This is a genomic window from Desulfatiglans parachlorophenolica (assembly GCF_055394735.1).
In genome coordinates this window covers 501,142-526,388 of record NZ_AP042460.1, presented here as the reverse complement: position 1 = coordinate 526,388, position 25,247 = coordinate 501,142, and the positions used below count along the sequence as shown (strand labels likewise).

General features: G+C 59.4%; 25 protein-coding genes and 1 riboswitch. Of the genes, 18 read left to right on the top strand and 7 right to left on the bottom strand.

Going from position 1 to position 25,247, the window contains the following annotated elements; translation table 11 throughout:
- Positions 1–136: 136 nt before the first annotated feature.
- Positions 137–295 carry a hypothetical protein gene (locus ACZ500_RS02510; RefSeq protein ID WP_464230960.1) on the top strand — a complete coding sequence of 53 codons (159 nt, stop codon included), beginning with the start codon at positions 137–139 and terminating at the stop codon, positions 293–295.
- Between the two features lie 128 nt (positions 296–423).
- Here the strand turns inward: ACZ500_RS02510 and ACZ500_RS02505 are convergent, their stop codons facing one another.
- Positions 424–612, bottom strand: coding sequence for a hypothetical protein (locus ACZ500_RS02505; protein ID WP_464230959.1), 189 nt, complete (start codon positions 610–612; stop codon positions 424–426).
- A gap of 38 nt (positions 613–650) precedes the next feature.
- On the opposite strand from ACZ500_RS02505, the gene ACZ500_RS02500 reads away from it, so the two are divergent.
- Positions 651–1,556, top strand: coding sequence for a cation diffusion facilitator family transporter (locus ACZ500_RS02500; RefSeq protein WP_464230958.1), 906 nt, complete (start codon positions 651–653; stop codon positions 1,554–1,556).
- Positions 1,557–1,580: 24 nt separating this feature from the next.
- Here the strand turns inward: ACZ500_RS02500 and ACZ500_RS02495 are convergent, their stop codons facing one another.
- From ACZ500_RS02495 to ACZ500_RS02485, 3 genes are all read right to left on the bottom strand, one after another.
- Entirely contained in the window at positions 1,581–1,712 is a 132-nt protein-coding gene (locus ACZ500_RS02495) for a hypothetical protein (RefSeq protein WP_464230957.1), read from the bottom strand.
- A 76-nt stretch (positions 1,713–1,788) separates the two neighbouring features.
- On the bottom strand, positions 1,789–2,835 hold the full coding sequence (locus ACZ500_RS02490) for a zinc-dependent alcohol dehydrogenase (protein WP_464230956.1): 1,047 nt from the start codon (positions 2,833–2,835) through the stop codon (positions 1,789–1,791).
- A gap of 141 nt (positions 2,836–2,976) precedes the next feature.
- Positions 2,977–3,567 carry a TetR/AcrR family transcriptional regulator gene (locus ACZ500_RS02485; protein ID WP_464230955.1) on the bottom strand — a complete coding sequence of 197 codons (591 nt, stop codon included), beginning with the start codon at positions 3,565–3,567 and terminating at the stop codon, positions 2,977–2,979.
- 775 nt (positions 3,568–4,342) lie between these two features.
- On the opposite strand from ACZ500_RS02485, the gene selB reads away from it, so the two are divergent.
- From selB to ACZ500_RS02470, 3 genes are all read left to right on the top strand, one after another.
- Positions 4,343–6,304: a selenocysteine-specific translation elongation factor gene (selB, locus tag ACZ500_RS02480; protein WP_464230954.1), complete on the top strand. Its 1,962-nt coding sequence runs from the start codon at positions 4,343–4,345 to the stop codon at positions 6,302–6,304.
- A 1-nt stretch (position 6,305) separates the two neighbouring features.
- A complete protein-coding gene (locus ACZ500_RS02475; protein ID WP_464230953.1) occupies positions 6,306–7,628 on the top strand; it encodes a (Fe-S)-binding protein in 1,323 nt (440 codons plus the stop codon).
- Positions 7,629–7,819: 191 nt separating this feature from the next.
- A complete protein-coding gene (locus ACZ500_RS02470; RefSeq protein ID WP_464230952.1) occupies positions 7,820–8,986 on the top strand; it encodes a nucleotidyltransferase family protein in 1,167 nt (388 codons plus the stop codon).
- A gap of 83 nt (positions 8,987–9,069) precedes the next feature.
- Here ACZ500_RS02470 and ACZ500_RS02465 read toward each other — a convergent pair whose 3' ends face one another.
- Positions 9,070–9,879, bottom strand: coding sequence for a DUF72 domain-containing protein (locus tag ACZ500_RS02465; RefSeq protein WP_464230951.1), 810 nt, complete (start codon positions 9,877–9,879; stop codon positions 9,070–9,072).
- A gap of 264 nt (positions 9,880–10,143) precedes the next feature.
- On the opposite strand from ACZ500_RS02465, the gene ACZ500_RS02460 reads away from it, so the two are divergent.
- From ACZ500_RS02460 to thiD, 5 genes are all read left to right on the top strand, one after another.
- Positions 10,144–10,332 (top strand): hypothetical protein, encoded by a 189-nt coding sequence (locus ACZ500_RS02460; RefSeq protein WP_464230950.1) that lies wholly within the window; start codon positions 10,144–10,146, stop codon positions 10,330–10,332.
- Between the two features lie 78 nt (positions 10,333–10,410).
- Positions 10,411–10,503, top strand: a riboswitch (TPP riboswitch).
- A gap of 82 nt (positions 10,504–10,585) precedes the next feature.
- Complete coding sequence (gene thiM / locus ACZ500_RS02455) at positions 10,586–11,395, top strand: hydroxyethylthiazole kinase (RefSeq protein WP_464230949.1); 810 nt, start codon at positions 10,586–10,588, stop codon at positions 11,393–11,395.
- A 278-nt stretch (positions 11,396–11,673) separates the two neighbouring features.
- Entirely contained in the window at positions 11,674–12,324 is a 651-nt protein-coding gene (gene thiE, locus ACZ500_RS02450; protein WP_464230948.1) for a thiamine phosphate synthase, read from the top strand.
- Positions 12,315–13,355 (top strand): thiamine-phosphate kinase, encoded by a 1,041-nt coding sequence (thiL, locus tag ACZ500_RS02445; protein ID WP_464230947.1) that lies wholly within the window; start codon positions 12,315–12,317, stop codon positions 13,353–13,355. The genes thiE and thiL overlap by 10 nt, the downstream gene beginning before the upstream one ends.
- Complete coding sequence (gene thiD / locus ACZ500_RS02440) at positions 13,330–14,175, top strand: bifunctional hydroxymethylpyrimidine kinase/phosphomethylpyrimidine kinase (protein WP_464230946.1); 846 nt, start codon at positions 13,330–13,332, stop codon at positions 14,173–14,175. The genes thiL and thiD overlap by 26 nt, the downstream gene beginning before the upstream one ends.
- A 253-nt stretch (positions 14,176–14,428) precedes the next feature.
- Here thiD and ACZ500_RS02435 read toward each other — a convergent pair whose 3' ends face one another.
- Positions 14,429–14,560, bottom strand: a complete 132-nt coding sequence (locus tag ACZ500_RS02435) for a hypothetical protein (protein ID WP_464230945.1) — start codon at positions 14,558–14,560, stop codon at positions 14,429–14,431.
- A 172-nt stretch (positions 14,561–14,732) separates the two neighbouring features.
- Between ACZ500_RS02435 and ACZ500_RS02430 the strand changes: the two genes are divergently transcribed.
- From ACZ500_RS02430 to yedF, 8 genes are all read left to right on the top strand, one after another.
- Positions 14,733–15,794 (top strand): TRAP transporter substrate-binding protein, encoded by a 1,062-nt coding sequence (locus ACZ500_RS02430; protein ID WP_464230944.1) that lies wholly within the window; start codon positions 14,733–14,735, stop codon positions 15,792–15,794.
- On the top strand, positions 15,782–16,321 hold the full coding sequence (locus ACZ500_RS02425; RefSeq protein WP_464230943.1) for a TRAP transporter small permease subunit: 540 nt from the start codon (positions 15,782–15,784) through the stop codon (positions 16,319–16,321). The genes ACZ500_RS02430 and ACZ500_RS02425 overlap by 13 nt, the downstream gene beginning before the upstream one ends.
- Positions 16,318–17,631 carry a TRAP transporter large permease gene (locus tag ACZ500_RS02420; RefSeq protein ID WP_464230942.1) on the top strand — a complete coding sequence of 438 codons (1,314 nt, stop codon included), beginning with the start codon at positions 16,318–16,320 and terminating at the stop codon, positions 17,629–17,631. The genes ACZ500_RS02425 and ACZ500_RS02420 overlap by 4 nt, the downstream gene beginning before the upstream one ends.
- 114 nt (positions 17,632–17,745) lie before the next feature.
- Positions 17,746–18,612 carry a hypothetical protein gene (locus tag ACZ500_RS02415; RefSeq protein WP_464230941.1) on the top strand — a complete coding sequence of 289 codons (867 nt, stop codon included), beginning with the start codon at positions 17,746–17,748 and terminating at the stop codon, positions 18,610–18,612.
- Between the two features lie 241 nt (positions 18,613–18,853).
- The gene (ppsA, locus tag ACZ500_RS02410; protein WP_464230940.1) at positions 18,854–21,274 is read left to right on the top strand and encodes a phosphoenolpyruvate synthase; all 2,421 of its coding nucleotides are present in this window, start codon (positions 18,854–18,856) and stop codon (positions 21,272–21,274) included.
- Entirely contained in the window at positions 21,267–21,605 is a 339-nt protein-coding gene (locus ACZ500_RS02405; RefSeq protein ID WP_464230939.1) for a histidine triad nucleotide-binding protein, read from the top strand. The genes ppsA and ACZ500_RS02405 overlap by 8 nt, the downstream gene beginning before the upstream one ends.
- Positions 21,606–21,852: 247 nt before the next feature.
- Positions 21,853–22,905 carry a selenide, water dikinase SelD gene (selD, locus tag ACZ500_RS02400; RefSeq protein WP_464230938.1) on the top strand — a complete coding sequence of 351 codons (1,053 nt, stop codon included), beginning with the start codon at positions 21,853–21,855 and terminating at the stop codon, positions 22,903–22,905.
- A 195-nt stretch (positions 22,906–23,100) separates the two neighbouring features.
- The gene (yedF, locus tag ACZ500_RS02395) at positions 23,101–23,700 is read left to right on the top strand and encodes a sulfurtransferase-like selenium metabolism protein YedF (protein WP_464230937.1); all 600 of its coding nucleotides are present in this window, start codon (positions 23,101–23,103) and stop codon (positions 23,698–23,700) included.
- Positions 23,701–24,103: 403 nt separating this feature from the next.
- Here yedF and ACZ500_RS02390 read toward each other — a convergent pair whose 3' ends face one another.
- Positions 24,104–25,222 carry a serine hydrolase domain-containing protein gene (locus ACZ500_RS02390; protein ID WP_464230936.1) on the bottom strand — a complete coding sequence of 373 codons (1,119 nt, stop codon included), beginning with the start codon at positions 25,220–25,222 and terminating at the stop codon, positions 24,104–24,106.
- Positions 25,223–25,247 lie beyond the last annotated feature (25 nt).

Below are 25,247 nucleotides of genomic sequence, written 5' to 3'. Positions count from 1 at the left end.
CGCCAAAATCGGAGCCCGCTCCTAAGCGATGGGATGAAACGGTCAAGGCCATTCAGGAAGATTATTTCGCATTTAAATTTAGTTTGATATTGTTTATGATTATCGAAACAATTGTCACATAAAAACTCATCGGAAAATGCTTATCAAGCGGGGAAACCCATTACCCGAAATCATTTTTTTCCCTCATGCAGGGGAAATCAAGCGTTCAAACAAAAAATACGAAGGCCGCTGCAAAATCAAGCTCAAAGATGGACGTCGGGACCGATCAAGCCTGCGCCTACGTCAGGAGGGGTAGAACCCATCAGGCCCCACCTGTGAACAAAAAGGCTATTTCCGGAGGAAGTAAATGACAGTTATTTATGAAGTGTATAGAGGATAGCCTAAGGCCTTTCCTGCGTCCATCAGGAAAACCCCGTTTTTTTATCAGGTATTTTTTAAAAATTTAGGGAATGCCCATCCGGAAATGCTTGATCCAGCACGACCCGGTTTCCAATCCGAAAATGAGGATTTTTTGTCAATATGAAGGAAATCAAACGCTTGCGCGGAGGCGACCTGGTGGTCGCCGCACAAGCAAACGTGCAGATTGACGCCGAGATTGATCAAAAAGACCATTTCCGGATGGAAACTACCTTATTCAAGAGGCCATAGTCATGAGCGGTTTTTCTGCAGCGGTTTCCAACACCACCAAGCTCCGCCTGCTGGCGGTTACGCTCGCCATGGAGCTATACACGGTCGGCGCCTCCACCATCGGGATGCTCACCTCCAATTCCCTTGTCTTCGTCGCGAACTTCGTCATCGCTTTGACCGCCGCCCTCGCCTCGGGTCTATCCCTCTACACCGTAAAGCGCATGGCGCACCATACCGACCTCCGCAACACATACGGATTCGGGCGCTTGGAAACCATCTCCAGCATGGTGGTCGGCATCGCCATGCTGCTTGCAGCCCTATTCATCGGCTACGAAACCTTGATGAAGATCCGTCACCCGGCCGAGCAGGAAGGCGGCCTGACCGCAATGCTGCTGACCACTGTTTCCTGTGCCGTTTCCGTCTGGCTCTGGGTCCGCAACCTGCGTCTGAGCCGGACCGAGCACTCGCCCATCTTCAGCGCCATGTGGCGCATGGCCCGCATGGGTGCCCTCGAGGACATGCTCATCATCCTGGCCGTGGGACTCGCCCTCGTCTTTCACGGCGCGCCCTGGACACGCTTCCTGGATGTCGGCGCCACCTCCATCCTGCTTTTCAGCTTCCTCAAATCCACGCGGGATGTCTTTTCGGGCTCGGTCGGCGACCTGCTCGACCGGAGCCTCGACGAGCGCGACCTACTCATCATCCTGCGCGAACTGGCCGCCAACTTCGACGCTTATGAACAAATCCATGGCTTTCGCACCCGTCGCTCCGGCAGCCACGTTTTCATCGAACTGTTCCTGGAATTCGACCGTCAACGAAAGATGAAAGAGGTGTACACCCTTATAGATCGCCTGGAAGCCGGCCTCAGACAGACCCTGCCGAACGCCCAGGTGATGGTGGTGCCGAGCCGTCTACCCGTCTCGGCCTGAGGAGGTCACTTCTCTTACGAGCATTCAGCAGCCGGCCGGCATCGGGAAGAAGACCCGGTTGCATGCGGGACACTCCGCCCCGATGAACTCGGCTTTCCAGCCTTCTTCAGCCGGAGGGGTGAAGACCGCCTCGCACAAAAGGACTGGGTGCGTCATCGAACAGTCTTTTCCGCACGGCGGACCTTCATACGGAAACACCTTCCCGACAGAAATCCGCCGTGCCGGCGAGCCGTCAGGGCTTCAGGATGACCTTGATGCAGGCATCCTTGCGGTTTTCAAAAAGGTCATAAGCCTCGACGGCATCCTCGAGCGCGAATGTGTGGGTCACCAAGGGCGCAAGATCCACCCGGCCCGCCGCGAGCAATCCCATCAGCTGCGGCATGTGGGCGAGGCTCCCGAGGCCCATGTTCAGGCGTACGCCGTAGTAAGCGAGTTCGTTCAAGGGAAACTCCACCGGTGTCGGGAAAAGCCCGACTACAGACACCGTCCCGCCCCGACGGACCGATCGCAGGGCCTGCTGGAAGGTCGCTGGGTTCCCGATGGCCTCGACCGCCACATCCACCCCTTCACCGCCCGTCGCCGCCCGCAGCCGTTCGACGACATTCTCTTCACGGGCATCGATAATAGTGGCGCCGTAGTGCCGTGCGATCTCCAGCCGGTTGTCGAACATGTCCACGGCAAAGACCTCACGGGGCCCCATCTGCCAGGCCGAGACAAGAGCCGCCAACCCGATCGGCCCGCAGCCGAACACAGCCACCGAATCCCCTGTGCCGATCCGGCCTTCCAACGCGGCGTGATACCCGGTGCTGAAGACATCCCCCACAAAAACAGCCTGTTCGTCCGGGACATGATCGGGGATAGGTGTCAAGCACATGTCCGCATAGGGCACCCGCACACTGCTGGTCTGGGCACCGGCCAAACCTTTGCCGAAGAACTCCCCGCCCCCCCATACACCCCCGTTCGGGCAGTACTGGATCTGTCCCCGCCTGCAGGCCGGACAGGTGCCGCACCAGACCGCCGCCGGGACCGACACCCGGTCGCCCGGCTTGAAGCGGCTCACGTCCGCGCCGGTCTCCATCACCACGCCTACGAACTCATGCCCCATAACCGTCCCGGGGGCAATCCCCGGCAGTTGCCCGTGTTTGATATGGATGTCGGAGCCGCAGATGGCCGCGGCGGTCACCTTCACCAGGACATCGTCGTTTTTCTGCAGCCGGGGCTCCGGCACCTCGGCCATCCCAACCCGATGATCTTCCATCAACACCACTGCCTGCATCATGATCCGCCTCCCTGAAGTTTGCGTTTGAGCCGAGATTACGCCCGGCCTTTCAACGTTTCGGGACCTACTCTTCCTTTTCGCCGTTCCACACCTCGCCGCTCAGATCCTGATCCCCTGCAGTCTCCGAACCTGAGAACCGATTCACTCCCACCGCCCAGAGCCCAAAGCGCCATAAAGGATAAACGCCAGGATCTCCTCCACGGCCTCTTCGTGGGAAAGCTCCCCTTCCGTCCGGAACCACTTGAGATGCCAGTTGATCACCCCCAGGATGTTGAAAGCCAGGATCTTGATGCTGCGGGTGTGGACCAGACCGGCACTTTGAAGATCGTTGAGGACCTCAACATACATCTCCAGAATTTCCCGTTGGATTTTCCGGTTGATCTGGTGTCCTTCCTGCGAAAGACGTTCTTCGTCCAGAAAAAAAATCCTCGATTCCTTCTGAAATTCCCTGGAAAGCTTGAGATGCGCCTGAACGAGGGTCTTCAGCCTCTGCAAGGGCGCCTGATCGTTTTCGAAGGCCTCCCGCAGCCTCTCGAGCAGGGTATTGGACGTGTGCTCCAGGATAGCCAGCAGAAGACCTTCCTTGTTGCCGAAATAATGGTAAATATTCGAGATGCTCATCCCCATCATGTTCGCGATATCCCGGATGGATGTTCCCGCAAACCCCCTGCTCGCAAACAGGTCAACGGCCACTTGTATGAGTTTTTCCCTGCTCCCCTGGTGTTCAGACATCTCGGGTCCCTCCTTCGCTCATTTCCATCCTGAAACGGTCTTCTTTCCCGATCCAAGCCTCAATTTGCACAGTCCCTTGTGCAGCGACCTGGAGGCCGCCTCCGCGCAAACGCATGATTTCCTGGATATTCGCCAGACCGGGACCCGCCCCGGAGGGGTGGGACTGAGCACCTGAAGGGTGTGAAGAAAAATCCTTATGTCCGGATTGGAAACCTGGTCGTCGCTCAATCATTTCCGGATGGACACTCGCTGGAGGTTCAAGGCACGGGGCACCTCATCGGATGCATTTTGTCAGAGACCAAACCCCTATAAAACTGAAAGGAACCTGAACATGTATCGAGTGTTCGATACCATATCGAACACTCGATACATTGTCAAACAAAAAAACGGACCGACTCATACGCCACGCCCACAAACTATAGGCCGGTCCAGCGGGGCCTGGCATTACTATCGGTTTTTTAAGTTTGACAAATCGTATCTTCCGAAATAACATCCCGCCCATCCGGCTCCGATCGGGTAGAATCGTTTTTTCCAAAACGAACTTCCAGAGCTTCGGGGCCGCTTTCGGGGGCAAAGGCGCTGGGCGCCCCGCGGGCTTCAAACCCGTCGGCCTCGTCTGCAAAACGGGGAGGAGGTTCGATTCCCCTTGCCCCCTACACAATAATCGCGCACCGGCGGAGCGGGGCCGGAACAGTCCGGATCACTGCAGCATGCTATCACCTGGAGGAACACCCGGCGTTCTCAGCAAAGCAAGAAGATTGCTGGAGATAGACTCATGGAAAAACATCTGACGGCTGGCGTTGCCGGCCATGTGGACCATGGAAAGACCACTCTGGTCCGTTGTCTGACCGGCATAGACACCGACCGTATGCGTGAGGAGAAGGAAAGGCGGCTGTCTATCGACGCAGGCATCGCCCCGCTTCGAGACACGAACGGTCTGCACCTGGCCCTCGTTGATGTGCCGGGTCACACCGATTTCCTCAAGAACACCATTCGCGGTCTCAGCGCCGTGGATTTCGGTATTCTCGTTGTGGCGGCCGACGATGGCGTGATGCCTCAGACGATCGAGCATATCGACATATTGTCTCTCATGGGGGCAGGAAGCGGCCTGGTCGTCCTAAGCAAGACAGATCTGGTCGATCGTGAAACAGCCGAACTGGCGGCGCTGGAGATTGCGGATGCCGTCACCGGCACATTTTTGGAAAATCGTCCAATCATCCCCTTTTCAGCAATGACCCGCAAAGGGCTCGATGACATCATGGATGCGATCGACGCCACAGCCAGAAATCTGTCGCCCAAGACTTCGAACTCCCCTGTTCGTCTCTGGATCGATCAGGTGCGCTCTTTGAGCGGGTTCGGAACCGTGGTGAGCGGCACCCTTTCGTCGGGCATCCTTCGAGTGGATAGCCCTCTCTTCCTCCCTGCCCCCCATATCCTGACCAGAGTGCGATCGCTGCAAGTCCACCACCGCCCCGTGGACATCGCCTATGCCGGCCAGCGCGTCGGCATCGCGCTCGCCAAGGTTCCGAATAAATCCGCGCGCAGGGGGATGGCCCTCGTCGATCCAGGGCATTTCGGGGCAACCTATTTGATCGATACGCACGTCCTGATCCGTTCCCATGCCGTCCAACCTCTCCGGGACCGCCAACGTGTCAAACTCTATGCGGGCACGGCAGCGGTAAACGCCCTGGTTCTTTTGATGGCTAAGGAACAGCTCGGGCCAGGGGAATCGGGTCTCGCCCAGTTCCGACTTCTGAGACCGCTGCCTGTCGCTCCAGGCGACCGATTTATCATCTGCCCGCTGAATCTGACCACCGTTCTCGGGGGAGGAGAAATTCTCGAGATCCCAAACGAAAAATTTCGTGTGTGCAAGGCCGAACGCTTCCTTCCCCGTCTTCAGGCGCTTCGTAACAAGGATGCCGACGCCTTCCTGGACGCCCTGTTTGCAGAAAACCACCTGAGGCTTTTGAACCCTTCGGACTTTTTGTGCAAAACCTCTTTGACAAAACAGGCGCTCAGGGATACATTCTCCCGCAGGGCTGCTGCCGGCCTTCTCACAGCCGTAGGAAGCGCGGGTTTTGTCCATAAAGAGCGGTTTGAAACCTTCAAGAGAAACCTCGTCCAAACCGCTGAGACTCTTTTGCGACAAGATCCCCTCAAACGAGTTCTGAGCACGGAAGAACTCCGTAACGCCTGCACCATCCCTATCGACGACGCCCCTTTCCAGCGAGCGCTGGATGAGCTTTGCATTGGGGGTGCCTTCGTGAAAGTCAACGGTTGCTATGCTATTCCCCACTTGAAGGTCGAATTGCCCCAAAAGCGGGAAAAGTTGGCCGGTCTGCTGCTGGATTTTGCAGACCAATGCCGGTTGGTGCCCTTCAGCGCCGACACCTTCTGGAAGGCGCACGGCCGGAGCCTTAACAAGAACGAAATCCAGCGCCTCCTGGATTATCTCCATGCAGCCGGACGACTGATTCGACTTGGAAATCGACGCTTCCTCTCACCGGAAGCGCTCAGGGAAATCAAACGCAAAATAAGCCGTCGGATCCGGGAAAAGGGTTTTCTTGATCTGTCCGACAGCAAGGAAATCCTGGGCTACGGTAGAACGGTTGGTATTCCGGTGCTGGAATACCTGGATGATGTGGGCTTTACCACCCGGAAAGGGAACACACGCATACTGAACGGGGATCTCGCCTGCCAGGAGAATCGCCAGGCAGCCCCGGGAATTGGAGGATGACATGATGGAGGCTTTCAGCCCGAAAAAACTACCTACCGACGTTCAGGACCATTTATCCAAATTCGATCTCAACACCTGCTTGACCTGCGGCACCTGCACCAATGGCTGCCCCATCACCGGCACACCTGGAATGGAGGGTTGGGATACCCGCAAGGTCTTGCGCATGCTGATCTTCGGCATGCTGGACGAGGTGGTGAATTCCAAGTTTCCCTGGCTCTGCACCGGCTGCGGCCGTTGTGCCTACGCCTGCCCGATGGGCATCGACATCCCCTGGATCATGTTGCATATGAAGCATCTGCGGCCCCGTGACGAGGTCCCGGGGATTCTCCACAAGGGCGTCGCGAATGCCCTGACTACCGGCAACAACATGGCCATTCCCCAGACAGACTATTTCTTCCTGCTCTCGGACCTCGGCAACGAACTTGCCGAGGAGGAATTGCCCGGCTTCTACGTCCCCGTCGACAAGGACGATGCCGATATCCTCTTCTTCCCCAACTCCAAAGAGGTCTTTGCGGACAACGATGACATGAAATGGTGGTGGAAAATCTTCTATGCCGCCAAAGAAAACTGGACAGTCCCGTCGGAAAACTGGGAGTCGGTTGACTGGGGGCTTTTTACCGGCAACTATGATGCCATTAAGGAGCTTGCGCGCCGGAAGATCGACTTCGTGAAAACGCATCGGATCAAGCGCATGATCATGCCCGACTGCGGCGGCGGATCTTACGGCTGCCGGGAAGGCATGAAGATGTGCGTCCACGAAAACCCCGACAACGAGATCAATTACATCTACCTCTACGACTATCTGAAAGAGCTTATCGAGACCGGCCGCATCAAAATCGATAAGAGCGTGAACGCTGGCAAAATCTTCACCTGGCACGACTCCTGCAAACATGGCCGTGAACTCGAACGGCACTTCGGCAAGGGATACTATGATGAACCGCGCTGGATCATCCAGCAGTGCGTCGATGACTTCGTGGAGATGGAACCGAACCGCGCCAACAACTTCTGCTGCGGCGCCGGCGGAGGCATGTGGCCCGGCCCCTACGAGGAAGAAGCAGCCTGGCACGGCCGCATGAAGTACAACCAGATCAAGGACAGCGGCGCTCACGTAGTCGTGGTAGCGTGCTCCAACTGCCATGACCAGATCATGAAGCGCATCCCCAAATTCTACCCGGATTATAAATACGAAGTGAAATACATCTGGGAACTGATCGCCGACTCCCTCGTGTTGGAACCCTGGAGCGATGAAGAAGTCGGCCGCGGCGAGGCCGAGGGTGCGGCCCAATGGGAACGGCTGGGTGTCGATCTAGACCAGGAATGGTAAACCGCCTATTGCACAAGCCCATCGACGGGCCGTTTCAATACCCTCACTCCTGACGGGATCTGGTTTTGGGGCCGCGCGTCAGAGCGGGATGGCTGCCGCCTTAACGGCTCCAAGGCGGCACGGACCGCTTCCATGCGTGGACCTCCAAAACCAGTTCACCCGAAGGAGTTTCCATTCTCGGAGCCCTGCCGATGCAAAAACGCCTCGGGGTAATCGTCCTCGCCGCCGGATATTCCTCCAGGATGGGCGCCTTCAAACCGCTCCTCTCTTTTGGGAAAATGACGGTGGTGGACTATATCGTTCATCGTCTCGAGCGCATCGGGTTGGCCGACATCCGTGTCGTAACGGGATTCCGTGCAGAAGAACTCGCAGGGCATCTGCGCGGATCAGGAGCCGTACCGGTCCACAACCCTCGCTTCGAAGAGGGGATGTTCTCCTCCATCCAGGCCGGGATCCAAAGCCTCCCCTCGGATCTCAATGGTTTTTTTATTCTCCCGGTGGATACACCGCTCTTCCGGCCCGGCACCTTTCACTTCCTGACGGAGGCCCTCGATGTCTTGAACTACAAGGGGATCTTCATTCCGCGTTTCTCCGGCAGACGAGGCCACCCTCCCCTGCTGGACCGGGGCTGGGCCGAAGCCGTCCTGCAATGGCGAGGCCCATATGGGCTGCGAGGTTTTTTCCAGGCCCATGTTGAGCACTGTGTGGAAGTGGACGTCCCCGACCGGCTCATGCTCCTCGACATGGATACACCCGAAAAGTACCGATCCCTTCTGGAGGTGCTGCCCCTTCAAGACATCCCGGACCGGGAGGAATGTCTCGTCCTGCTTCAAAGCCGGCACACCCCGCCGGAAGAGCTCCGGCACAGTCAGGAGACCTCGAGGCTGGCTTCTTTCCTGGCGCGTATTCTCACGGCATGTAAGCACCCTCTGGACCTCCAACTCCTGGAGGCGGCCGCGCTGCTGCACCACCTCAAACCTATACCATCGAAGCCTTCGGAAGACCTGCCCGCGTTTCTGCGCTATATCGGCTTCGGGCGTGTGGCCGAAACCTTGGTTGCCTCTATACACTTCGACCAGGTATCCACAGGGGCGGTGGAGGAGGCCGATATCCTGCTCCTGGCCGACTTTCATCTGCACCGTGAACCTGTTCCGGACGGTACAGTCCCTTTGGGTGGGAGGTCATTGTCCTCCTTTGGAGAACGCGAGGGATCCGAAGCGGGTAGACGGCGAGTCGAAAGAGTACCGTCCGTGGAAAAGCGTTTTGAAGAAATCTCCGGAAAAGCGATTTCGCTTGCCCTTGAAGAATATCGAGAACACCGCGACGCGCGCCAATCCCAAGGCATAGCGGCGGGCTGAAGGCCTCGTTCACGAACCGGCCCTTCGGTGGCGCCGCCCTTCCCTGGGAGGAACCCTCTGAAAGGCCCGAAAGATAAAGATATTCAAGCGGCCGGCCTCCCAACACCGAGCATGTTTTGCAGCATCAGCGCATTTTCTGCAGCATACCCCGCCTCATCATTGTCGAAATAGCAGTAACTGTCGGCACCTCGCTCCGCCCAGCCCGCCAGGGCTCCAGCCCACTCCGAAAGCGCCTGTGGGCCATACCGCCCCTGATAGGCCGCGCCGGGCCCGTGGAGGCGCACGTAGGCAAACGAGCCGGGCATCTCCACCGGGGAAAGCCAGCCGGCGATTTCATGAATACAGAGTGCTGCTCCGCTCTCCTGAAGGGACTCGTACACCTCGCGGTTGTGCCAGCTTGGGTCCCGGAACTCGAAAGCAAATCGATACCCCGCAGGGAGGGAGTGCAAAAACCGGTAAAAACGCTCACGATTGTACCCCCAGCGGCCGGGAAGCTGGAAGAGAACGGGGCCGAGCTTCTCCCCCAGGAAATCGATTCTCTCCAGAAAGAGGGAAAGGCTCTCTTCCGTATCCTTCAGTTTTTTCATGTGGGTGATATAGCGGCTTGCCTTGACGCTGAAGGTAAAATCTTGTGGAACCGTATCTTTCCAGGCCTCTAAAGCCTTTATTTCCGGAAGTTTATAAAACGAGTGGTTGATCTCGACGCTCTGGAACCGGTCGGCATAATATGACAGGAATCGATCTTTTTTGAGGCCGGCCGGATAAAACGGTCCAACCCAGTGCGGATAGTACCACCCCGATGTTCCTATAAAGACATGTCTACGTGTTTTCATGGCATCCTTTGCATCGCCCAGGGCACTCAACCGCCCCTCCGCCTCTCTGTCCGCATTCATCCGAAACTCAGCCTCTTTTTCTGTTCGAACCGGATGGCCGCTGTACGGGGCAACACGGCCCCATGGGGGTTCACGGATATCGTTTCTGCATCTTCACAGGACGGAAACAAGCCCCGGAACCCATCTGTCAAAGTACATCCCCTTCGGTAGCATGGCTGAACCTGAATGGATTTTCAATGCGGTATCGAGGATTTCCCTGAAATATGCATCGAGTGCTCATCCCATGTCCATCCGGGCAGAAAACTCGTTAGTTTCCATCCGGAAATGGTCTTTTTGGCCAATCTCGGCGTCAATCGGCACGTTTGCTTGTGCGGCGACCACCAGGTCGCCTCCGCGCAAACGCTTGATTTCCTTGATATTGGCCAAACCGGGACCCGCCGCGGAGCGGTGGGACTGAGCGGCGAAGCGGTGAAGAAAAATCCTCATTTCCGGATTGGAAACTGGGTTCTATAGGGAAATCATTTCCGGATGGATACTCGTTATTGACATTCTCATGATAGTCTTTTATAATATGAAACAAATTCAAGGAAAAATCAGATTTCGGGGTGGCTGAAAAGGCCTGAGATTATACCCGTTGAACCTGATCTGGGTTATGCCAGCGTAGGGAAAAGAAGCAAGGCTGCATTCATTCGGATGGACCAGGAGGCCGCTTCCCGCGCTGTGGGTTGCGGCTTTTTTTGATTCGTCATTTTTGGGGAGTTTCAACATGCTCGACACGTTGAGGGAACAGGCAGTTCGCAATCTGACATCCGTCCGGAACCAGAAGCCCCTGGTCCACAGCATCACCAATTTCGTGGTGATGAACTTCACCGCCAACACCCTTCTAGCCATGGGCGCCAGTCCGGTCATGGCCCACGCCGAGGAGGAAGTGGAGGAAATGGTCTCTTTGGCTGGGGCGCTGGTTCTGAACATCGGGACCCTCAGCGGCCCGTGGATCGCATCGATGCTCAAGGCCGGCAGAAAAGCCGCCGAACTGCGCAAACCCATCATTCTGGATCCGGTTGGCGCCGGCGCCACCGAACTCCGAACACGGACCGCCCTGGACCTCATGCAGGCGGCAAAGCCCTCCGTCATCAGGGGGAACGCATCAGAGATCCTCGCCTTGGCCCGGACCGGCTCGAAGACCAAAGGGGTAGACTCGCTGCACACCGTCGAAGATCTCGGAGACAGGGTCGAGGAGATGGCCTTGGACCAGCGTGCGGTCTTCGCCGTCACCGGCCCTAGGGACCTCGTCACGGACGGCGCGAGGACCGTGATGGTGGGGAACGGGCACCCCCTGATGTCGACCATCACGGGGACCGGCTGCGCCGCAACGGTCACCATCGGGGCCTTCCTCGCGGTCGACCCCGATCCCTGGAGCGCTGCGGCGACCGCGCTCGCCTTCTTTGGGTTGGCAGGCGAAATCGGGGCATCGACCTCCCATGGCCCGGGAAGTTTCATGACCGCCCTCATCGACGCCCTGTACAACCTGAGCCCGGAGGCGTTGGCAGCCGGCTGCCGGTTCATGCAACCGTAAAAGCGGCCCCCGGTGCAAATCGACACCTTGCGTGCCCTCCATCTGGGAGACCGTGATGAAAGGATTTTCCCCTTACCGTGAAAACCACGGCTCCATCTGAATATCGCCTTTGGACACAGGCATGGCCAACAGCTCCAAAACCTTGGGACAAAAGGCTCATGGGCACAAAGGCTTCCGCTTCTTTCGCAGAACGATCTCCGCCGGAAAGGGAACCATCGTCGTAAATTTAGAGAAGTCAATCATCAAGCCCCCCGGCTTTCGGGCAAAGAGATGCCCCCATGCAGATGAAACAAATCGATTATTCCCTGTATCTCGTCACAGACCGCAGCCTCTCCCGCGGACGTCCGACACGCGCCATCGTGGAAGCCGCCGTGAGAGGCGGTGTGACCTGTGTCCAATTGCGGGAAAAGTCCTGCTCCACCCGGACCTTCATTGAGGAGGCGCTCGCTGTGCGGAACCTTCTCCACGAATACGGCGTCCCCCTCATCATCAACGACCGCGTGGATGTCGCGCTGGCCGTCGAGGCCGACGGGGTCCACCTCGGCCAAACGGACATGCCGCTTCCGAGGGCGAGGGCGATCCTTGGCGACAGGGCCGTCATCGGGATTTCCGCAGAATGCCTGGAAGACGCGCTGCGTGCGGAGGCGGAGGGCGCGGATTATGTCGGGGTAAGCCCCATCTTCGCGACCCCGACCAAGACGGACACCGCCCCCGCCCTTGGACTCTCCGGTCTGGCGGCAATCCGCGCCGCCGTCCGGCTGCCGCTTGTCGGCATCGGGGGGCTTCATTACGAAAACGCCGCGGAGGTCATCCGCCACGGCGGCAGCGGCCTGGCGGTGGTTTCGGCCATCGTATCCGCAGAAGACCCCGAGGCGGCTGCAAGGCGGCTGCGGGCCGCCATTGAAAGGGCAAAGGCGCAATGGGCCTGAAGGAGATCGGCGAATTCGGATTCATTCGCAGGGTGAGCCAGGGGTGCCTCGTCCGCCCGGACGGCGTGGTCAAAGGCATCGGTGATGACGCGGCGGCCTTCCGGGCCGCGGAGAACCAGATCACCCTGCTCACCACCGACCTGCTCGTCGAAAGGGTCCACTTCATCCGGGACCGGATCAGCGGCTTCGACCTCGGTTACAAATCCCTGGCCGTGAATCTGAGCGATATAGCGGCGATGGGGGGGACCGCCCGGGAGGCCTTTGTGAGTATCGCCATCCCCGAAGGAGTTCCGCTCGACTACCTCGATCAGCTCTATGGCGGCATGAAATCCCTGGCCCAGGCATTTTCCGTGAATATCCTCGGAGGTGACACCACGGGTTCACGCCGGGATCTGGTCATCAATGTCGCCGTAACCGGCGAGGTGCCGGAAAAGGAGATCCTCTTTCGCCACACCGCCAGAGAGGGAGACATCATTTTCGCAACCGGCCCCCTCGGGGACAGCCGGGCCGGGCTGCACCTCGTCCTGCACGAAGCAGGCCCCGAATCCCCCGGCTTCCGGGACCTGGTCGATGCCCATCTGAGGCCGCGACCCCATCTCCCCGAAGGACGGTTCCTCGCCGGCGCGGGGGGCGTGCACGCCGCCATCGACATCAGCGACGGACTCAGCTCGGATCTCGGCCATATCGCAGAGGCCAGCGGGCTCGGGGTGGTGATTTCGGCGGCAAAGATCCCCCTATCGAGGCACCTCCCGGGCTTCTGCGAGCGCTTCGGCTTCGACCCCGTTGACTTTGCCCTCTCGGGCGGTGAAGATTACGTCCTCGTCTGCACGGTAGACCCCTCCAGGGCCCGGACCCTCGCGGAGCAGTACCGTGCACTCTTCGGACGCCCTCTCTACCCGATCGGTCGGATGACAGACTCGCGGCGGCTGGAGCTCGAGACCCGCGACGGCACAATCATCGCCTTTACGCCATCAGGCTGGAACCACTTTCAGACAGGCGACCTTCATGACAACCATTCCGTCAAAAGCTGACCCCACCCCGCGCACCTACCGCAAGGCGCTGACCATCGCCGGCTCCGACAGCGGCGGAGGCGCGGGCATCCAGGCCGACCTCAAGACCTTCGCGGCCCTCGGCTGCTACGGCATGTCGGCCATTACCGCCCTCACGGCCCAGAACACCCTGGGGGTGACGGACATTCACCCGGTCCCCGCCGCATTTGTGGAAGCCCAGTTGGAGGCGGTCTTCAGCGATATGGGCACCGATGCAGTCAAGATCGGCATGCTTTATTCCGCCGAACTGATCGCCGCCGTGGCCGCCCGGCTTCAGAAACACCGTGTGCGGCGGATCGTGCTCGATACCGTCATGGTCTCCCAGAGCGGGCACCGGCTCCTTCGCGGCGACGCGGTGGAAGCCTTCAAGGAACTGCTCATCCCGCTGGCGGACGTCATCACCCCCAATCTGCCGGAGGCAGCCGTTTTGCTGGGAATCGAGCAGGAAGAACTGAAGGATTTGCGCGCCGCCGCCCGATCGCTTTCCGCCTTCGGCAGCGCCGCCGTCCTGCTGAAAGCCGGACATCTCGAACACGACCCGCAAAGCAGCGATATCTTATATCTGCCGCAGGAGGAGCGCTTCATCGAACTGAAGGCCCCGCGCATCCTCACACAGAACAACCACGGGACGGGCTGCACGCTTTCCGCCGCAGTGGCCGCCTATCTGGCCCACGGACTCGATATCCCGGAGGCGGTCCGTAAGGCCAAGGACTACATCCATGCCGCCATCTGCGCCGGCGTCCCCTACCGGCTCGGGAAGGGCCACGGACCAGTGCACCACCTGTTTCCCTTCTGGCAGTAAGCCCCACCCGACCTCGTTTCCTGATCCCCGACCGCCTCCCTGTGTCGGCCGGGCACGGGCACGGCCGCTGCAAACCGGGAAGCCGCCGAACCTCCGGTGTCCCGGTCCCGCAATCTTCGCGTTTTTACTTGACAAGGCAATCCCGTCGATTCACATAATGAAGGCCAGGTCGTCTCCATCCGGAAATGATTTCCCGGTACAGGCCAGTTTCCAATCCGGAAATGAGGGTTTTTTCTTCACACGCTCCGCGTGCTCAGTCCCACCGCTTCGCGGCGGGTCCCGGTTTGCCAATATCCAGGAAATCAAGCGGTAGCGCGGAGGCGACCTGGTGGTCGCCGCACAAGCAAACGTGCAGATCGAGGCCGAGATTGGCAAAAAAGACCATTTCCGGATGGAAAGGTCACGATCGTGCCCCCGGTTGCCACGGTTTCCTTCGACGTCACAAGGGTCAGCAACCGCCGCATCCCCGAGAAAGATCTGTCGGGTGCGACCGGAAACGAACCGGAGCGGACCCGCCGTACCTTACTGCCCAAGGACATTGTAAAGGGGGTTTCCGGATGATGCTCCAAACCCGGTTTTCGACGATTTTCAGCCTATTCTGGACTGTTCTGATCAGCCTCTCGCTCGTCTCTACCGTTTCAGCCGAAGACAGCATCCACATCAAGTTCAGCACCTGGCATCCGCCGGCAAGCCGCGAGGTCAAGACGGTTTGGGCTCCTATGCTCGAAGAACTCCATAAACGCAGCAAGGGGAGGATCACCTATACCCTCTATGCGGGCGGCGCCCTCGGCACCGGCCCCGAGCATTATGACATCGTTGCCCAGGGCCTCTCGGATATGGGCTATTTCACAGCCACATGGACACCCGGGCGCTTCCCCCTGACCGATGTCCTCTCGCTCGCGGCGTGGGTCGATGGGAAAGAGGTCGGGGTCGAGATCGGCAACGCCACCTACAAAAGGGTTCTCCGGGAGGAGTTCACCGACGTGAAAGTCCTGGAACTGAATGGTTGTATCCAGGCCTTTTTGTGGACCAAGAAACCGGTCCGTACCCTCGAGGACTGCAAAGGGCTCCGACTGCGCACCCCGGGTGGCCATCAGACCCGGTATATCCACGCCATCGGCGCCGAACCGGTTTTCATGCCCCTGGGTGACGTTTATCTGGCGGTCGAAACCGGCACAATCGACGGCGTCGTGACCTGCCCACCGCTCATGCTGGCCTTCAAACTCCCGGAGGTCATCAAGCACGGAGTCATCGTCACGTTCGGCTGCGTTTCGGAAGGGGTCGTCATGAACCGCAAGAGCTGGGAGAAGACACCCGACGACCTGAAGCCGATCATCGAAGAGGTCGTGGGGAACCCCTTCAAGACAACCGGAGGATTGAACCGGGACGTCTACCGGACCATGATGAAAGAAATCGAGAAGAAGGGGGTGTCTCTTTATCGGCTTCCGCAGGAGGAAGAAGAGCGCTGGTTCGAGGTCTTTCGGGACGAAACCCGCAAATGGGTGGCCGAACTGGAGGCCAAGGGCCTCCCCGCACGTGAGGCCGTTGACGTTTTCGCTGAAGAAGCCCATCGACACGGCGTCGAGTGCGTGGCCTTTCCGAGCGAATGGAAGAAATAGACCCGGAAAGACCGACCGGTCGACACCATCATGTATCGCTCATGACCTGGACGGCCATCAAAGAAAGGATCCAGCGCATCGATCGCGGGTTGTGCCACGCGGGGATGTTTCTCCTCCTGCCCATGATGTTCCTGACGGCGGGAGACGTCCTGGGCAGGACCTTCTGGCGCGCCCCCATCAGCGGCACGGTTGAACTCTCGAGCTATCTGCTGGCGGTCTTCATTCTTCTCGGCCTCGCCTATACCCATCAAGTCCGGGGGCATGTCCGCGTCTCGGTCCTCACTTCGCGGCTGCCCGAACGCGGGCGTCTTTTCCTGAATGCCGTCACGACCTCCCTGAGTCTGATGATCATCGGGATCGTCTTCTGGCAGGGCTGCCTCCTGGCATTCGGCACCAGCGCAGTTTCCGACATGCTCCGGATCCCGCAATGGCCCTTCAGGCTGCTGGTTGCTCTGGGCGCCTTTTTCCTGTGGCTGGAGCTACTGATCGAACTCGTCGACACCATCGGAGAACTCATAAGAAGGTGATTCTAGACCCGGTAACGACAGGGCTGATCGGCATGGCCGGGGTTTTCCTCCTGCTCTTTCTCGGCATGCCCATCGCCTTCGCCCTGATGCTGGCCGGATTTGCCGGCATCGCCCACCTGACCAGCATCGGTGCAGCCTTGCCCGTCGCATCACGTACGATCTATGAAGTGGCCGCCTACTATCCCTATACGGTCATCCCCCTTTTCATCCTGATGGGGGGATTCGCCGGAAGTTCCGGCATGACCCGGGAACTCTACAGGACTTTCGATCACTGGCTGCGGAGGTTTCCGGGCGGCCTCGGGATCGCGACCATCGGCGCATGCGCCGGATTTTCAGCCGTCTCAGGCTCTTCCGTCGCAACGGCAGCAGCCATGGGCACCGTGGCCCTGCCCGAGATGCAGCGATTCGGCTACGACCCGGGTTTTGCCGGCGGCGCGATCGCCGCCGGCGGCACCCTGGGCTTCCTCATTCCACCAAGCATCGGCTTCGTGGTGTATGGCATGTTAACGGAACAATCCATCGGAAAACTGCTCATCGCAGGCATCGTCCCGGGACTTCTCCTGTCCCTTGCCTTCATCGGCATCATCGTCATTCTGGTGAAGCTCAAACCGGGTCTGGCGCCGACTAACCCACAGCCGGTCTCCTGGAAGCGGAAATTTCGTTCTCTGCTCAGCGTATGGGAGCCTTTGAGCATATTTTTCATCGTCATGGGCGGCATCTACCTGGGCTTTTTCACCCCTACCGAAGCCGGAGCCGTCGGCGCGACGCTCCTGCTGCTCGAAGCCCTCCTGAAGAGGCATTTGAACCGGCGTAATCTCCTGGAAGGGCTGACCGAGGCCTTGCGCACCTCCGTCATGGTGCTCTTTCTCGTTGCCGGCGCCAACGTCTTCAGCTATTTTCTGGCCCTTTCCACCATCCCGATGGAGGTCGCGGCCTGGGCATCGGACCTGTCCGTATCGCGCTTCGCCGTTCTGGCTATCGTCGTCCTGATCTACCTTTTTCTGGGCTGCTTTCTGGACGCCATCTCCATGATGGTACTGACGATGCCGGTGATGTTCCCCATCGTGCTGACACTGGGATTCGACCCCATCTGGTTCGGCGTCATCGCCGTCCTCATGATGGAAGCCGGGTTGATTACACCGCCCATGGGGCTGAATATCTTCACGGTTGCAGGCGTAGCCAAGGACATCCGCATCGAACAGATCTTCATGGGCGTCGCCCCTTTTCTCCTGGCGATCTTTGCGGTGCTTTTTGTCATCACCGTCTTTCCCGCACTGGTTTTATGTCTGCCGAATATGATGTTGAGATAGTTTCCGTCCGGAAAGGGGCTCTCGAACTCATCACGACAGGGATGATCCAACCTGGATCCTTCTCTTTTCATAGGCCTGAGAGCCCTGATCACCCCTGTAAGGGAATAACGAGGCATGCGCGTCGAAAAGGCCATCCATGCCCTCGATGAGGGACGTATTCTGGCGCGTCATGGGTCCACGCGGTTGATCATCTCCGCACGCATCGGCCGCCTGCCCCAGAGGAGCCTTTGTATCCAGGCCGCACGCGAGGCCTTTGTCTACCTCGAGCGCATCGCGCTTGTGGAAGAGCAGCTGAAACGCCGCCTGCCGGAGATCATCGGTCATTTTCCGGATCCACTTGCAGAATCGATGCTCCGGAGTGTGCGTGAAGTGGGAGATTCCGATCTGACACCCCTGGCCGCCGTGAGGGGAACTCTGGCGGATGCCGTGGCCGATTTTCTCTTCGCGCGCGGGATGACGGTCGTTCTGGTTGAAAACGGCGATGACGCAGCCGTCCGGATCGGTGAACCGGCCTCTGTCATGGTCGGCATCAAGCCCGATGTCGGTTCGGACATTATCGGGCATATGCTCGAACTGGATGACCACCTGCCAAGCTGGGGCGTTGCGACGAGCGGGATGGGCGGCTGCAGCCTGACACGCGGCATCGCCGCCTCCGCGACAGTCGTGGCTGGAACGGCATCGACGGCCGATGCAGCCGCTACGGCCATCGCCAACGCCACCTACGTATCGAACATCCAAACCGTCCAGAGACCGGCCGAGGACGTAGAACCGGGGACGGATATCCGGGAACGGATGGTCACCTGCAGCGTCGGGACCCTCAGCAAAAAGACCGTCTCACTGGCCCTCGCCCAGGCCTCATGCTTGAGCCGGCGCCTGATCGAACGACAGGTCATCCTGGGCGCCCTCGTAACGGTCCAGGGCCAAACGGCTGCAACCACCTTTATGGAAAAACGCCTCGTCCCGGCCTGGCCGTTCGCATGAGGTGCCTTTTCGGGATCTGTGGCGGCCTTTCAGGCCTTCGGCAACAGCCCTTTCGATTCAGCTTGACCCTCCTGCGGTTTTCTCACTAAGCTTCCCCCCGGACGTCGGCTCGTTCCGGAAGGTCCAACAGGCGATCCATCATGTCCGAAAAGCCACGCCTACGCTCGCCCGGCCCGATCGGGGAAACCTCTCGCAGGGCGACAGGTGGTGTCGATACCATAAAAACCTTCGAGAGAAACCCATGCAGACAGGCAAACTTCGAAATGCACCCTTTATCGCCTGGCTGGAGGAGATCGACGTCCGGGACATCGGCCTGGTAGGAGGCAAAAACGCCTCTCTCGGCGAAATGCTCCAGAACCTGAAGGAGGCCGGACTCGCCGTTCCACCGGGTTTTGCGACGACGGCGGAGGCATATAGGGCCTTTGTGGAATTCAACGATCTCCAGGACAGGATCCGTGAGCAGATCGAGAATCTCGACCAAGGCCGAGTTCCGCTCGAGGAGGCAGGAGAAAACATCCGCGGGCTCTTCCTTCGGGGTGTGTTCCCGGAGGCGCTGTCTTCCGCGATCCTCGACGCCTACCACAGCCTGGGCCGTCTCTGCCGGACCGAAGACCCGGATGTAGCCGTCCGAAGCAGCGCCAATGCCGAAGATCTCCCGGAGGCAAGCTTTGCCGGGATGCTGGAGAGCTTCCTGAATATCCATGGAGGGGACACCCTGCTCCATACCGTCAGGCGCTGCTTCGCCTCCCTGTTCACCGACCGGGCGATCCACTACCGGGAGAGGATGGGCTTCGATCATCTCCGTGTGTTTCTGAGCGCCGGAATACAGAAGATGGTCCGCGCAGACAAGGCGTGTGCGGGCGTCATCTTCACCATGCACAAGCAGTCCTGCTTTCCCGATCTCATCGTCATCACCGGGGCCTGGGGGCTGGGTGAAAACGTCGTTCAGGGAGCGGTGGCACCCGACGAATTCCAGGTCTTCAAACCGCTGCTGACGGCACCCGGCTGCGCGCCCATCCTCGGCAGGAGCCTCGGCGGCAAAGATAAGCGGTCGGTCTATGCGGAAGGAGCGGATTCAGGGACCCGGGACATCCCAACATCCGAAACGGAACAGAACACGTTCATCCTGGAGGACCACGAGGTTCTTCACCTTGCGCGGTGGGCGGCAGCCGTCGAAAGGCGTTTCGAGCGCCCCATGGATCTCGAATGGGCGAAGGACGGGGAAACGCAGGACCTATGGATCGTCCAGGCTCGGCCCCTCACCGGCCTAACCCAATGCGCAAGGGAAGAAATCACCGTCTGCCGCCTGCTGCAGCCAGGCCGTTTGCTCGCACGGGGGATCAGCATCGGTGAAGGGATCGCCAGCGGCAGGGCCACCTTTATCGACAACTACAGAAATATCCAAAAGGCCACCGATCATTCCATCCTGGTATCTGAAACCGCCAATACCGGATGGGTCTCGATGCTGAGGCAGAAGGACATCAAAGGCCTGGTCACCGATTTTGGCGGACCGGAATCACACGGGGCCATCCTGTGCCGGGAGCTCGATATCCCCGGCATCGTCGGCACAGGCAACGGCACAGAGGTGCTTCGTCCGGATCAGGAAATCACGATGGCCTCGATCGAGGGCGATCACGGCTATATTTACGACGGCCGGCTCGCCTGGCAGGAAAAAACGGTGTCCGTCTCCGATATCCCTTCTACGCAGGCGAAAGTATTGCTCAACATGCCAAGCCCCGCAGCGGCCTTTCAGTGGTGGAAGCTACCCGCCGACGGCATCGGGATGATTCGCCTCGACTATATTCTGAAGCACATGAGCCGGATTCACCCGATGGCCCTGATTCACTTCCGGGAATTGAACGACCGTATCCTTATCCGGAAGATTGCGCAGCTCACGCGCGGTTACGACGACAAGATCTCCTTTTTTCTGGACACCCTCAGCAGTGCCATCGCCGCGATCGCCGCTTCCCGCTATCCCGATCCGGTCATCCTGCGCACCAGCAACATGGCAGTCGACGAGTACCGTGACCTGATCGGCGCGGGATATTTCGAGCCGGACCCACAGAAGGTCCCCCGCTCCTATCGTGGGGTCGAGCGCTATCTCGACGATCGGTACCGCGAGGCCTTCGCCCTTGAATGCGAGGGCTTCCGGCGCGCCCGCGTGGAGAAGGGGCTGCGGAACCTTCACCTGATGCTGCCGTATTGCGGAAGCCTGGAAAACGCCCGGCGTATCCTCGATGCGATAAGGAGGGGGGGGCTTGAAAGAGGAGTCGAGGGGCTTGAAATTCACCTCGCCTGCGACCTGCCCGCCAATCTACAACGCGTCGCCGAATTCGCCGAATGCTTCGATGCCTTCAGCCTCTCCGTGAATAAATTGCGGCAGCTGCATCATGCCTCGAGGGCGTCTTCCGAACCTAAGGCGGACCCGGAGGCCGAGCCCAACGAATCATCGCTGCGATATGCCATGGAGGCCTTCCTGACGGGCGCGAGGGCAAACGGGCGCCCCGTCACCCTTCGCAGCCGGACGTTTCTCGGTTCCTCCCGGCTCGTGAGGCTGTTCCTGGAGGCCGGACTCGATGCCTTTTCGGTCAATCCGGAGGGGTTTCCAGAACTCAAATCCCAGATCGCCTTAGTGGAAGACTGTGAGCGGAGCCATGATTGAAAAAGACTGCATGTTCTGCCGCATCATCCGCGGAGAACAACCTGCCGATTTCGTCCACCGGGGAGAACGCATCGTCGCCTTCAAGGACATCAGACCGAGCGCGCCCGTGCATATCCTCCTCGTCCCCCGCAAACACATCCGCAGCGTCAACGAACTGACGCCGGAGGATGCGCCGCTCGCCGCAGAGATGATCCTCCTTGCCCACGCCCTGGCAGAGAAAACCGGCATCGCCTCGAGCGGATACAAGCTCCTCTTCAACGTCGAGAGGGGCGGCGGTCAGTTTGTATTCCACCTCCACCTGCACCTTTTCGGGGGATGGCGGCCTCAATAAGAATTGGATAAACCGATCTTGGATATAAATACGATCGAATAATCCCGTTTGACAACGGGCATCCGCTTTCTTAATCTTCTCACTGGGTGCGCAGATTTTGCACCCGAAGCCCTTCTTCGACCGTGCAATCGAGGGCTGTGGATTTTTCGCTCCGGTAAGGTCGCCTTCAAGCCGAGAAACCGGATGATTCCGAAATCGCCCCAAAAGGACCATTTCCTGATGGAAACGGATAAGGAAAGCGATCGCGATGGGAAACAAGACCCGCCGGCTGACAGAAACCGTCTCCGGATCCGGTTGAGCCTCAAAACTGCCTCCAGGGGACCTGGAGCGGGCTCTTTGCGGGATAGCGTTCCCGACGGATGAAAACGTCCTGGTAGGGCTCGAAAGGGCCGACGACGCCGGGGTCTACAAGGTCTCCGAGGAACTGGCTCTCATCCAGACGGTGGATTTTTTTACACCGATCGTCGATGACCCCTTCTGGTTCGGTCAGATCGCGGCCGCGAATGCCTTGAGCGATGTCTATGCCATGGGTGGCGTACCGAAAACGGCCATGAACCTGGTAGGGTTCCCTATCAAGGATATGGACCTGTCCGTCTTCCGGAGCATGATCGAGGGAGGCCTCGTCAAGCTGCGCGAGGCGGGGGTCGTGCTGTTAGGCGGGCACAGTGTCGAGGACAAAGAGCTCAAGTACGGCCTCTCCGTCACGGGCTTCATCCACCCCGACCGGATACTCACCAAGAAGAACGTGCGCCCGGGGGACCAGCTGATTCTGACGAAGTCCCTGGGAACCGGGGTCATCAACACGGCCATCAAAGGCAATATGGCGCCGCCGGAACTGATCGAGCGCGTGACCCGTCTGATGGCGGCGCTCAACCGCAGGGCGGCGGAGGTCATGTCACGCTTCGCGGTCCATGCCTGCACCGATATCACCGGCTTCGGATTTCTCGGCCACCTCTGCGAGATGGTAGAAGGCTCGGGGTTCGGCGCGGTCGTGCACGCCTCCCGCATTCCCATTATACCGGAGGCGCTCGACTACGGCGGCATGGGCCTTTTCCCGGCCGGCGCCTATCGTAACAAGGAATTCAGGATCTGCATGGTGGATGCACCTTCCGATCTGGATCCTGTAGTGTTGGACCTGCTTTTCGACCCGCAGACATCCGGCGGGCTTCTGATGTCGGTCCCAGCCGACCCGGCGCAGGACTTGGTGTCCGCGCTCCTGCAGGAAGGAGTGGATTGCGCGGCGCTCGTGGGCGAGATCGTTTCGGAACCCTGCGGCCGCATTGTCGTGGACACATCCTGAACGATCGGATCTTCGATGCATTCCCAGCCTGTTCCGCACGCGCCGTCCATCGGCAGGTAACATCCTTCGACCGAAGTCCGGAGGGTCCAAAGGCCGTTCGGACCGTTCCTCAGGCATATCCACTGCACCGGAGCGTCCCCGGCGCTTCGGGGTGAAAGGCTTCAACAACACGAAACCAGCCCCAGGAGTGTTGCAATGACCCACGAAATCGATTGCCGCGGACTGGCCTGCCCGGCCCCCGTCCTGCAGACCAAGGAATGGCTCGAAAAAAACCCGTCCCGCGAGATCGCCGTCCTTGTCGATAACGAAGCCTCCCAGCAGAACGTCTCCCGATTCCTGCGCACCCAGGGCTTCACGGTTTCCACACTGTCGGAAGCGCAGCATATCCGGGTCAAAGGTGAAAGGCCCGGAGGTGCGGAGGCCGCCCCCACCCCGGACGCAATCAGCCGCGAAGAGACGCGGAAGATCATGGTCATGGTCACCCACGACAAGATGGGGCATGGCGACGACGAACTGGGAGCCAAGCTGATGGTGAGTTTTCTGAAGACCCTCAAAGAAATGGGCAAAGAACTCTGGCGCCTCGTCTTTGTCAACAACGGCGTCAAGATGACCATCAGGGGGTCGGACGTTCTTCCGGTGCTCAAGGAACTCGAGGCCGGCGGGATCTATATCCTCGTCTGCGGAACATGTCTGACCCATTTCGATCTGCTGCAGGAAAAGGAGGTGGGCGAAACCACCAACATGCTCGATATCGTCACTGCGATGCAGTTGGCCGATTCGGTCATCAATATTTAAAAGGCAAATCCCTCTTCCTGCTCCGGGATGCGAACCGTGTCCATCCGGATGGGATTACCCAGCGGGCCCCGATCTCCAATCCGGAGACAAAGGAGGGATACCTTTTCGTTCAAAGATTTCCGTCCTGAAACAAGAGGGCTTTTGCCTTCTTCGCAAGGGCGCCGCCTTCCTCCTTCCACAGCTGCACTTCCTCGCGGCAGGGCTCCGCTCAGCAGATGCACGCCCAGTGGAAAACACCCTAATTTTCGATCGGAAAAGGCCCTGACTGCCACTCGAGGGCCTTGGATGCATTGGACATCAGATTTCCCTCATCATGGATTTTCCGGCAGCAAGGCGGCCAGCAATTTCCGCCCTCCCGTTCCCGGTCGTTTGCGGGTCGGCGCCGCACGGGTCTCTACCCTTCTCATGACTCCTGCAGGAGTTCGGTCATGACCGCGTCGTGCAGGATGGGTCGGAAGGCCCTTATCGCGATGTTTTCACGGCTGGGATGCACCCGGTTGGTCAGAAGGATGACCACGATGCGCCGCTCGAGATCCACCCAGACAGAGGTGCCGGTGAACCCGAGATGGCCGATGCTGTGATGGGAAAAGAGCCGCCCCGCGCTCGATCGGCCCTCCGACGGCGTATCCCACCCGAGGGTCCGGGTGCCGTCTCCAAGGTTCTGTCGATGCAGAAATCTCCTGACCGTCTCCGGCCGGAAAATGCCCCCTCTCAGACCATCCAGGTGCTGCAGCAGGGTATCGATCAGGGCGTACACGCCTCGGGCCGTCCCGAAAAGACCGGCATGACCGGAGCACCCCCCCATAAAGCCAGCGTTTTCGTCATGCACCTCCCCCCGGAGCACCCGCCCGCGCCAGGGGCAGCGTTCGGTGGCCGCTATCGAGTTCAAGCGGTGTTCCGGTATGGCCCCACCCCAGAAGAACACCTCCGACAGACCCAGCGGCCCGTAAATACACTCCAGGACGTAGCGGTCCAGAGGCAAGCCCCCGACGCGTTCTACGATCCATTCGAGGAGGATGAAGCCAAGGTCGCTGTAAAGCGTCACGCGGCCTGGACGATGCACGAGAGGCATATCGAGAACGGCCCGGCGCACCGCCTCCTTGCGGTCTTTGACCGGGCTGCCGGCCAGTGCCAGATAAAACGGATGCCAATCCTTCAAACCGGAAGCATGCGTCAGGAGCAGCCGGGAAGTCAATCCCGCCTTGTCCCGAGGCAGCCGCAGCTCGGGAAAGATCGAGTCCAGAGGCCGATCCAGATCGAGCCCTGCGTGGTCGACCAGGTGCATGACAGCCATGGCGGCTGCCAGCGGCTTGGTCAAAGAAGCCAGATCGAAAAGGGTATCCGCTTGAACCGGCAGATCCCCCGGATCCGAAGAAAGCCTTCCGCAGGCTTCGAAGAGCAGAACCCTCCCCTCCCTCGCCGCAAGCAATACGGCGCCCGGAAAAACACCTTCTGCAAGGCCCTGGCGCAACCACTGCCTGCCGAGCGGCATCCGATTTTCATCGTCGTCGGGCCGACCCATCCGCCTCGTTTCCCCCTCGATCAAA

Coding starts and splice junctions, on each gene's coding strand:
- ACZ500_RS02435 (WP_464230945.1), bottom strand. CDS start 14,560: ATGGTCTTTTTTGCCAATCTCGGCCTCGATCTGCACGTTTGCTTGTGC.
- ACZ500_RS02490 (WP_464230956.1), bottom strand. CDS start 2,835: ATGATGCAGGCAGTGGTGTTGATGGAAGATCATCGGGTTGGGATGGCC.
- ACZ500_RS02390 (WP_464230936.1), bottom strand. CDS start 25,222: ATGGGTCGGCCCGACGACGATGAAAATCGGATGCCGCTCGGCAGGCAG.
- ACZ500_RS02465 (WP_464230951.1), bottom strand. CDS start 9,879: ATGAATGCGGACAGAGAGGCGGAGGGGCGGTTGAGTGCCCTGGGCGAT.
- ACZ500_RS02460 (WP_464230950.1), top strand. CDS start 10,144: ATGGTCTTTTTGGCCAATCTCGGCGTCAATCGGCACGTTTGCTTGTGC.
- ACZ500_RS02415 (WP_464230941.1), top strand. CDS start 17,746: ATGCGCGTCGAAAAGGCCATCCATGCCCTCGATGAGGGACGTATTCTG.
- yedF (WP_464230937.1), top strand. CDS start 23,101: ATGACCCACGAAATCGATTGCCGCGGACTGGCCTGCCCGGCCCCCGTC.
- ACZ500_RS02475 (WP_464230953.1), top strand. CDS start 6,306: ATGATGGAGGCTTTCAGCCCGAAAAAACTACCTACCGACGTTCAGGAC.
- thiL (WP_464230947.1), top strand. CDS start 12,315: ATGGGCCTGAAGGAGATCGGCGAATTCGGATTCATTCGCAGGGTGAGC.
- ACZ500_RS02510 (WP_464230960.1), top strand. CDS start 137: ATGCTTATCAAGCGGGGAAACCCATTACCCGAAATCATTTTTTTCCCT.
- thiE (WP_464230948.1), top strand. CDS start 11,674: ATGCAGATGAAACAAATCGATTATTCCCTGTATCTCGTCACAGACCGC.
- ACZ500_RS02485 (WP_464230955.1), bottom strand. CDS start 3,567: ATGTCTGAACACCAGGGGAGCAGGGAAAAACTCATACAAGTGGCCGTT.
- ACZ500_RS02405 (WP_464230939.1), top strand. CDS start 21,267: ATGATTGAAAAAGACTGCATGTTCTGCCGCATCATCCGCGGAGAACAA.
- thiM (WP_464230949.1), top strand. CDS start 10,586: ATGCTCGACACGTTGAGGGAACAGGCAGTTCGCAATCTGACATCCGTC.
- ACZ500_RS02425 (WP_464230943.1), top strand. CDS start 15,782: ATGGAAGAAATAGACCCGGAAAGACCGACCGGTCGACACCATCATGTA.
- ACZ500_RS02505 (WP_464230959.1), bottom strand. CDS start 612: ATGGTCTTTTTGATCAATCTCGGCGTCAATCTGCACGTTTGCTTGTGC.
- ACZ500_RS02500 (WP_464230958.1), top strand. CDS start 651: ATGAGCGGTTTTTCTGCAGCGGTTTCCAACACCACCAAGCTCCGCCTG.
- ACZ500_RS02470 (WP_464230952.1), top strand. CDS start 7,820: ATGCAAAAACGCCTCGGGGTAATCGTCCTCGCCGCCGGATATTCCTCC.
- thiD (WP_464230946.1), top strand. CDS start 13,330: ATGACAACCATTCCGTCAAAAGCTGACCCCACCCCGCGCACCTACCGC.
- ACZ500_RS02430 (WP_464230944.1), top strand. CDS start 14,733: ATGATGCTCCAAACCCGGTTTTCGACGATTTTCAGCCTATTCTGGACT.
- ACZ500_RS02495 (WP_464230957.1), bottom strand. CDS start 1,712: ATGACGCACCCAGTCCTTTTGTGCGAGGCGGTCTTCACCCCTCCGGCT.
- selB (WP_464230954.1), top strand. CDS start 4,343: ATGGAAAAACATCTGACGGCTGGCGTTGCCGGCCATGTGGACCATGGA.
- ppsA (WP_464230940.1), top strand. CDS start 18,854: ATGCAGACAGGCAAACTTCGAAATGCACCCTTTATCGCCTGGCTGGAG.